Raw genomic sequence first — 7,226 nt, forward strand, 5'->3', positions numbered from 1 at the left:
CATATATATCTTGGGTAAAATCACCATCTTCATCCTGCCGTGCCCCAACAATTCAACGATCGCTGTAGGGGCACGGCATCATATATATCTTGGGTAAAATCACCATCTTCATCCTGCCGTGCCCCAACAATTCAACGATCGCTGTAGGGGCACGGCATCATATATATCTTGGGTAAAATCACCATCTTCATCCTGCCGTGCCCCTACTTCTTGAATTCCTTGGGTTTACTCCCAAGAAACCACCAGATTTCTAACCCAATTAATGCTAAACCTCCCGCTGTGACTGCACCTTTTACCCATAAGGGTTGCTCGATGGGTTGGAATTGAGTTATTTCTGGATTATCGGCGGCTACGGCTTGATTTGCAGCGACGCCGAACAGCAATCCCAAACTTGCTATGCTGGCAAAAATTACCTTTTTAATCAACATTTATGCCTCCTTTCCTTAGGCAAATGCTTTGGGGTGAAAGTTACGCAGGCGCAGGGCATTTGTGACGACGGAAACGGAACTAAATGCCATGGCTGCACCGGCAATAATTGGGTTGAGTAACCAACCGAAAATGGGGAAGAGAATTCCAGCGGCAATGGGTATTCCCGCAACGTTATAAATAAAGGCGAAGAAGAGGTTTTGACGAATGTTGTTCATGGTGGCGCAAGATAGTTGAATCGCGGTAACAATGCCTAATAAATCACCAGAAATAAGGGTAATATCGCTCGCTGCAATCGCCACATCTGTTCCCGTACCAATTGCGATTCCCACATCAGCTTGCGCTAAGGCGGGTGCGTCGTTAATCCCATCACCTACCATTGCGACAATATGACGCGGGAGAAGAGGACGGGGGGACGGGGGGACGGGGGGACGCGGGGAATGTCTCTCCAAAACTCTCCCCATCCCCCCATCTCCCACTCTCCCCATCCCCCCATCTCCCACTCTCCGCGTCTCTTCTTCTTGGAGGGATTTGATCGCTGCCGCTTTTTGGTCGGGACGGACTTCTGCTAAGACGCGATTTATACCAACCTCGCGCGCGATCGCTTCTGCTGTGCGGCGATTGTCCCCGGTCAGCATTACGACTTCTAAACCCATTTTTTGCAATGCTTTCACCGCTTGTGCGGAATTCGGTTTGAGTGCATCGGAAATGCCCATCAATCCTTCGATTTCTCCGTCAACGGCAATCCAAATAACTGTTTTGCCCAGATATTCCAAACGTTCTTTGTCTTTTGGCAGCGCTTCCGTGTTAATGCCTAATTCTTCCATCCATCTGTGTGTTCCTATACACACTTTATGACCAGAAACCATCCCTTGGACGCCATTGCCTGCAATCGCTTCAAAATCCCTCACTTCTACTAACTCAACTTGTTGAGATTGAGCATATCTAACGACAGCTTCTGCAAGGGGATGTTCTGAATTGCGTTCTACCGATGCAGCGAGTTGCAACAACTTAATTTCGTTGCGATTCGCCGTCCCTTTAACGGTGACAAAATCGGTGACAGTTGGTTTACCTTGGGTGATAGTTCCTGTTTTATCCAGAACAATGGTTTTAATTTTATGCGCCAGTTCCAAACTGGACGCACCTTTAATCAAAATGCCGTTTTCTGCACCCTTACCCGTACCCACCATGACAGATGTGGGAGTTGCCAAACCTAGGGCACAAGGACAAGCAATAATTAACACTCCAACTGTTGCAATTAAAGCCAGGGTAAGGTTACCCATCACGTTAAACCAGATAATAAAGGTGAGCAAAGCAATAGCAATTACCGCCGGAACAAACCATCCGGTTACTTGGTCTGCTAATCTCTGAATTGGAGCTTTACTTCCTTGTGCTTGTTGTACCAATTGGACAATTTGTGCCAATACAGTATCTTTCCCAACTCGCGTTGCTTGAAACTTAAAACTTCCAGTTTTATTGATAGTCGCACCAATGACTTCATCACCTGGTTGCTTTTTGACGGGTACGCTTTCCCCAGTCACCATTGATTCATCAATTGTGGATGTTCCCTCGATCGCTTTTCCATCTACGGGAATTTTCTCCCCTGGACGAACCAGTATAACATCCCCAATTTCTACCTCTTCAATCGGCACATCAACTTCTTGATTTCGGCGAATCAAACGCGCCGTTTTTGCTTGCAAACCAATCAGCTTGCGAATCGCCTCCCCCGTCTGACTTTTAGCCCGATTTTCTAACAGCCTTCCCAATAAAATCAGCGTAATAATTACCGCTGCGGCTTCATAATAAACATCGGGTCTAAGATTTTGAGCCGTAAACCAATCTGGGAAAATAGTAGGAAATAAGGAATAGATATAAGCAGTGCTTGTACCTAAAGCAACCAATGTATCCATTGTGGCAGCGTGGCGCTTAAAAGCTTTCCCAGCATTCACATAAAAAGATGTACCGCACCAGAATAGGATCGGCGAAGTTAATACTAACTGCAACCAAGGATTGTGAAGCCACATTGGAATCAAGGGAATATGCACCCCTGTCATCATGGGAATCGACCCTAAAACAATTACCGTGCTGAGGATTGCCGATACCACAAACTTGCGAGTTAAATCGCGAATTTCTCGAGATTTTGCTCGTTTTTCGGCATCATCTTCCGATGCCATAATGTTTTGCGGTTGGAGGGCAGATGCGGAGTATCCGGCAGCAATAACTGCGTCTTGGATAACTTGTAAATCGGTTTTTTTGGGGTCATATTCCACCGTTGCCCGTTCTGCCGCAAAATTGACGATACATTCATTTACACCGGGAACAGAACGAATCGCATCTTCGATACTTTTGGCACAGGAAGCGCAACCCATGCCTCGTAGTTTGAGTGTGGCGTTTTCCATATGGGTAATTGCTAATTGCTAATTGCTAATTGCTAATGGCTAATTAGCTATAATTTGATCTTGGATTCTCCACCCTACTGGAGAGTCAAGGGGGTGAAGGAGAATTTTCGGGAAACTTGACCCACACCTGCACCTGCACCTCCGCCCCCGCCCCCACCCCCGCCCCCACCCTTAAGGGTGGGGCTACACAAACAAAGCCTGCCTACGCAGGCTTTAGTGAAAAAGGTGACTTGCCAGAATCAAGCGCACGTGGTAAGAACGAACCAAGCGAAGGTATTCCCGTGAGGTTTTAGATGAAACTGCGCCAGATATTAACTACCGTTCCCAGTCTGGAAAATTTGCCCGAACATCCAGCCCTCGATGCGGAAGTGAAGGGCTTGAAGACGAATTCCCATGCTTGCGAACCGGGGGATTTGTTTATCGGGATGCCGGGAACAAGGGTAGATGGGGGAGAATTTTGGCCTAGCGCGATCGCATCGGGTGCCGTCGCCGCGCTGGTTTCCCCCCAAGCAGCCAAAAAAGATCCCCCCCAACCCCCCCTTGATAAGGGGGGGCTAGGGGGGGATCCCTGCATTATCCCGGTAACGGATATGACTAAAGCTTGTGCCTCGGTTGCGGCAGCTTTTTATGACTACCCTGCCAAAAAAATGAAAATGGTTGGCGTTACGGGGACAAATGGCAAAACCACAACTACCCATTTAATCGAATATTTCCTCAACAAAGCCGAACAAATGACGATGTTGATGGGAACGCTTTATGTCCGCTGGCAAGGTTTTAATCAAACAGCAAATTACACCACGCCTTTTGCTGTAGACTTGCAAAAACAACTCGCAGATGCCGTGGCAGCGGGATGCAAATTCGGCGTCATGGAAGTGAGTTCCCACGCTTTGGCACAAGGTCGAGTATTGGGTTGTCAATTTGATGTGGCGGTATTTACCAACCTGACTCAAGATCATTTGGACTTCCATAAAGATATGGAAGATTACTTTGCCGCTAAAGCTCTTTTGTTTAACTCAGACTATCTCCAAGGACGCGCGATTATTAATGCCGACGATACCTATGGGCAAGTATTAATTAAAACCCTCAATCCCGCACAAGTTTGGAGTTACAGTACGCAAGATGCAACGGCAGACTTGTATACTTCTGACCTGAAATACGAACCCAATGGCGTCAGCGGCATTCTACACACGCCCAAAGGAGAAATTCCTTTCCAATTGCCATTAGTCGGTCAATACAATTTAGCGAACATGCTAGCGGCAATTGGCGCCGCTTTACACCTGGGTTTAGATTTGTCATTTTTGGTTTCCGTCCTGCCAGAATTTTCCGGAGTACCGGGACGGATGGAACGGGTGCAAATTAGTCCCAATCAAGATATTAGCGTGATTGTCGATTATGCCCACACGCCGGATAGTTTGGAAAACTTGCTATTAGCCGCACGTCCTTTTATTCCCGGTAAAATGATTTGCGTGTTCGGGTGTGGAGGCGATCGCGATCGGACAAAACGCCCCAAAATGGGTGCGATCGCCGCTCAACTTGCAGATATTGTGATCGTCACTTCCGATAATCCCCGCACCGAAAACCCAGAGCGGATTTTAGAAGATATCTTGGCAGGAATAGGCTCTTCTGACAAGACGACAGTGGTTTGCGATCGCGCTCAAGCCATCCGCACTGCTATCCTAGAAGCACAACCAGGAGACGGCGTTTTACTAGCCGGAAAAGGTCACGAAGATTACCAAATTCTCGGTACTGAAAAAATCCATTTCGACGACCGAGAACAAGCAAGAGAAGCCTTGCAAGCAAAAATGAGTTAATCCCATCAGAAACCCGGTTTTTTGAAAAAACCGGGTTTCTTTTTCTATCAGCCTGCGTAGGCAGGCTTAGTTTGTATAGCCGCGACTTCAGTCGTTTGGCTTGAAAATTTTTATACCCAGTCGCTAGACGAGGCGAGGCCTCACCAGAAGCAGTATGGAAGATCGAAGCTATAAAACTATTGATAATTCAGACTATCAGTGCTTTTACACCAACTCGTGATGGGTGAAATCACCGATGGAAGACCTAGTATTATTTTTATCAATCCCATCTGAAAATACTGCTGATGGAAATCGGTTGACTAAAAAAATCAGCAAAACTTTTAAATCCAAATAGAACTGTCCGGCGTAATTGTTGTAGGACTTACCCAAACAAATTTCTATCCTGACTGGGGTAAGTCTGGCGTTGCTATGCACAAACCAAAAGTAACCGATAGCTAACTTCTGTGCAGAAGTGAGCGAACGCACTATGCCTTAAAAACTTACCTACAAATCAAAGGAGTCACTGAGATGGCAATTATTAACGGCACACCCAACAACGATAGCCTGATGGGAACTCAAGAAAACAACATCATCTTTGGTTTTGCAGGCAATGACACCCTCAACGGTGGACGTGGCAATGACCTCCTCGACGGGGGAGACGGCAATGACGTTCTCCTGGGTGGAGATGACAACGATGTTCTCCTCGGTGGTAATGGCAATGACTTCCTCAACGGAGGAGATGACGAGGATGTTCTCTTAGGTGGACGCAACAATGATGTCCTCCAAGGTGGCGATGACGATGACTTCCTCTTGGGTGAAGAAGGCAACGATATCCTCCAAGGTGGACGAGGCAAAGATCTCCTGGGCGGTGGCAATGGCAATGACTTAGTCTTGGGTGGACGGGACAACGATCTCCTGGGCGGTGGAGATGGCAACGATATCCTTGACGGCGGCACTGGCAACGATATCCTTGACGGCGGCAATAACGATGATGCCTTGATTGGAGGCGCTGGTAACGACACCCTCAACGGCGGCGATGGCAACGATATCCTCGTTGGCGGCGGCGGTTCGACCTTGTTTGGTTTAACCAAGGGTAATGTTCTGGTTGGTTTCGACCCCGCCAGTCCCGACCAAGCTGCAACTATCAGGGTGACTGGTGTTGACGGTAACTTGATTGGCATCGATACTCGTCCGGCGGATGGGATGCTTTACGGCGTCACCGATACCAACAAAATCTACACGATTGATACCAACACGGGTGCTGCAACGCTCAAGAGTACCATTTCACCCATTCCCTTTAACGCCGGACAATTTTCTGGTGTAGACTTTAACCCGATTCCCAATCTCTTGCGCCTAGTTGGCAGCAATGACCAAAACCTCCGCGTCAACGTAGATAACGGTCAAGTAGCAGATGGCGATACCATCCAAGCAGGCATTCAACCGGATGGCACTTTATTCTACGGCAAGGGCGACCCTAACCAAGGAAAAGACCCGAACATTACTGCCGCAGCTTACACCAATTCCTTCTTTCCTTCTCCCCGCGCTGGACGCACCACCCTGTACAATATTGATTCCAACTTGGATATCCTCGTCACCCAGGGTAGCGCCAATTTCCAAGCGGGAGATCCCAACACTCCCATATCTCCCAATAAAGGGCAACTCCTCACCGTAGGATCTTTGGGTGTTGACTTTGGTCCCACCGCCGGATTTGACATCGTTTCCCCTGGCAATGGGATAAATATTGCCTACGCAGCTTCTGGTTCTACTTTATACACGATTGATTTGTCTACGGGGGCTGCCACATCTCTGGGAACAGTTGGCAATGGCTCTTTCAACTTCATCGGTCTTGCTGCGGTGGGCGTTGGAGAACCTGCTGGTATGGGAAAAGACATGCTCGTTGGTGGTAATGGCAACGATACTCTCAGCGGAGGAGTTAATAGCGATACCTTGACTGGCAATGCTGGTATGGATAGCTTTAACTTTGCCATGCCAACTGAAGGCATCGACACGATTACAGATTTCTCGGTTGTCGATGATACGATTGTCGTTTCTGCTAAAGGTTTTGGTGGGGGGTTAGTAGCAGGTGCTGCTATTACACCTGACCAATTCGTCATCGGTGCATCAGCAATGGATGCAGCGGATCGGTTTATTTATAACAGCAAAACTGGTGCCCTGTTATTTGATGCTGATGGTACGGGTGGGATGGCGCAAATGCAGATAGCGTCGCTAGCAACTAATCTTGGGTTGACTAATAACGACATTTTTGTTGTTGCTTAGATGAGGTGAGAAACCGGGTTTCAACCTAGATCTATCGTTTCCAAATCAACGATTTTTTAGAGAAACCCGGTTTCCTGGTTCATCGTGGGTAAATTCTGACAGGACTTACGCAAAGTTTCTATATGTAGTGCGTTAGCCAGCAGAGTACGGCACCAGGAAACCATATTTGGTGTCGTTGCGTAAGTCCTGTCTGATTTAGTTGTCGGGGCACGGCGATCGATCGGATTTTCGTTATCAGGAAAGCCTTTCTATGCCGTGCCCCTACGCGATTGGATCTTTTTATCCCATTGGTTGTCGGGGCACGGCGATCGATCGGATTTTCGTTATCAGGAAA

The 7,226-nt window shown here is 47.8% G+C and carries 5 protein-coding genes; 2 read left to right on the forward strand and 3 right to left on the reverse strand.

Annotation, left to right across the window (positions count from 1 at the left end; all coding sequences use genetic code 11):
* Positions 1-203: 203 nt before the first annotated feature.
* Positions 204-428, reverse strand: coding sequence for a hypothetical protein (locus tag ACE1CM_RS17655; RefSeq protein WP_374878857.1), 225 nt, complete (start codon positions 426-428; stop codon positions 204-206).
* A 15-nt stretch (positions 429-443) separates the two neighbouring features.
* Positions 444-2,825, reverse strand: coding sequence for a heavy metal translocating P-type ATPase (locus ACE1CM_RS17660; protein ID WP_374878859.1), 2,382 nt, complete (start codon positions 2,823-2,825; stop codon positions 444-446).
* Positions 2,826-3,118: 293 nt separating this feature from the next.
* Between ACE1CM_RS17660 and ACE1CM_RS17665 the strand changes: the two genes are divergently transcribed.
* Positions 3,119-4,636, forward strand: a complete 1,518-nt coding sequence (locus tag ACE1CM_RS17665; RefSeq protein WP_374878860.1) for a UDP-N-acetylmuramoyl-L-alanyl-D-glutamate--2,6-diaminopimelate ligase — start codon at positions 3,119-3,121, stop codon at positions 4,634-4,636.
* A 204-nt stretch (positions 4,637-4,840) separates the two neighbouring features.
* Here ACE1CM_RS17665 and ACE1CM_RS17670 read toward each other — a convergent pair whose 3' ends face one another.
* Positions 4,841-5,101 (reverse strand): hypothetical protein, encoded by a 261-nt coding sequence (locus ACE1CM_RS17670; protein ID WP_374878862.1) that lies wholly within the window; start codon positions 5,099-5,101, stop codon positions 4,841-4,843.
* Positions 5,102-5,143: 42 nt separating this feature from the next.
* Between ACE1CM_RS17670 and ACE1CM_RS17675 the strand changes: the two genes are divergently transcribed.
* Positions 5,144-6,892: a DUF4394 domain-containing protein gene (locus tag ACE1CM_RS17675; protein ID WP_374878864.1), complete on the forward strand. Its 1,749-nt coding sequence runs from the start codon at positions 5,144-5,146 to the stop codon at positions 6,890-6,892.
* Positions 6,893-7,226: the final 334 nt, after the last annotated feature.

The sequence above is a fragment of the Microseira sp. BLCC-F43 genome, assembly GCF_041929235.1.
GTDB lineage: Bacteria > Cyanobacteriota > Cyanobacteriia > Cyanobacteriales > Aerosakkonemataceae > Microseira.

Coding starts and splice junctions, on each gene's coding strand:
- ACE1CM_RS17655 (WP_374878857.1), bottom strand. CDS start 428: ATGTTGATTAAAAAGGTAATTTTTGCCAGCATAGCAAGTTTGGGATTG.
- ACE1CM_RS17660 (WP_374878859.1), bottom strand. CDS start 2,825: ATGGAAAACGCCACACTCAAACTACGAGGCATGGGTTGCGCTTCCTGT.
- ACE1CM_RS17665 (WP_374878860.1), top strand. CDS start 3,119: ATGAAACTGCGCCAGATATTAACTACCGTTCCCAGTCTGGAAAATTTG.
- ACE1CM_RS17675 (WP_374878864.1), top strand. CDS start 5,144: ATGGCAATTATTAACGGCACACCCAACAACGATAGCCTGATGGGAACT.